Origin of the sequence: Bacillus cereus group sp. Bc031, from assembly GCF_027716265.1 — a bacterium.
Lineage (GTDB): Bacteria > Bacillota > Bacilli > Bacillales > Bacillaceae_G > Bacillus_A > Bacillus_A paranthracis.
The window spans coordinates 1-869 of sequence record NZ_JAQFUL010000212.1 but is presented as its reverse complement, the minus strand read 5'-3'; the positions used below and the strand labels follow the sequence as shown (position 1 = coordinate 869).

The window sequence follows — 869 nt, the reverse complement described above, 5'->3', positions numbered from 1 at the left end:
CGAGCTCCGATAGAATATCGAATCTCGATGGCTGCTTAGTCTTTTTAATGCTGTCTACTTGACAGGGATAAGACCAAACAGGGGCTTTTATCGTATTATTCTCCTAAGTCTACGTTGTGATAAACTTGTTGTACATCTTCTAAATCTTCTAATGCATCAACCATTTTTTCAAATTGTGCTTGTGCATCTTCAGGAAGTGTTACATCGTTTTGTGCAAGCATTGTTAATTCGGCAACTGTAAATTCTTCAACACCCGCATCTTTAAGAGCAGATTGTACTGCATGGAATTGATCTGGTTCAGCATACACGATAACAGCATCTTCTTCTTCAAGTATGTCACGTGCATCCACATCTGCTTCCATTAAAATCTCAAGAACTTCATCTGATGTTTTCCCTTCAAGGCCGATAACAGCTGTTGCATCAAACATGTAAGCTACAGAACCGTTTACACCCATGTTACCACCGTTTTTGCTAAATGCAGCTCGTACATCTGCTGCAGTACGGTTTACGTTGTTTGTAAGTGTATCTACAATTACCATAGCTCCATTTGGTCCGAATCCTTCATAACGAAGCTCGTCATAATTTTCTTCTGAACCACCTTTTGCTTTTTCAACTGCACGATCGATAATTGTTCTTGGAACATTGTATGTTTTCGCACGTTCTAATACAACTCTAAGCGCTTGGTTTGATTCCGGATCTGGCTCGCCTTGTTTTGCCGCTACATAAATTTCACGTCCAAATTTCGCGTATATACGGCTAGTATTTGCATCTTTTGATGCTTTTTTATCTTTAAATAGAAATAGGTAAGACTTTGAGGTTATCTCCATCTTTTCCCCTTCTCCACACCGTACGTGAGACTTTCACCTCAT

The 869-nt window shown here is 39.6% G+C and carries 1 protein-coding gene; it reads right to left on the bottom strand.

What is annotated here, in order from left to right:
- Positions 1-95: 95 nt before the first annotated feature.
- Positions 96-827: a YebC/PmpR family DNA-binding transcriptional regulator gene (locus tag PDQ33_RS28940; RefSeq protein WP_270757122.1), complete on the bottom strand. Its 732-nt coding sequence runs from the start codon at positions 825-827 to the stop codon at positions 96-98.
- Between the last annotated feature and the right edge of the window lie 42 nt (positions 828-869).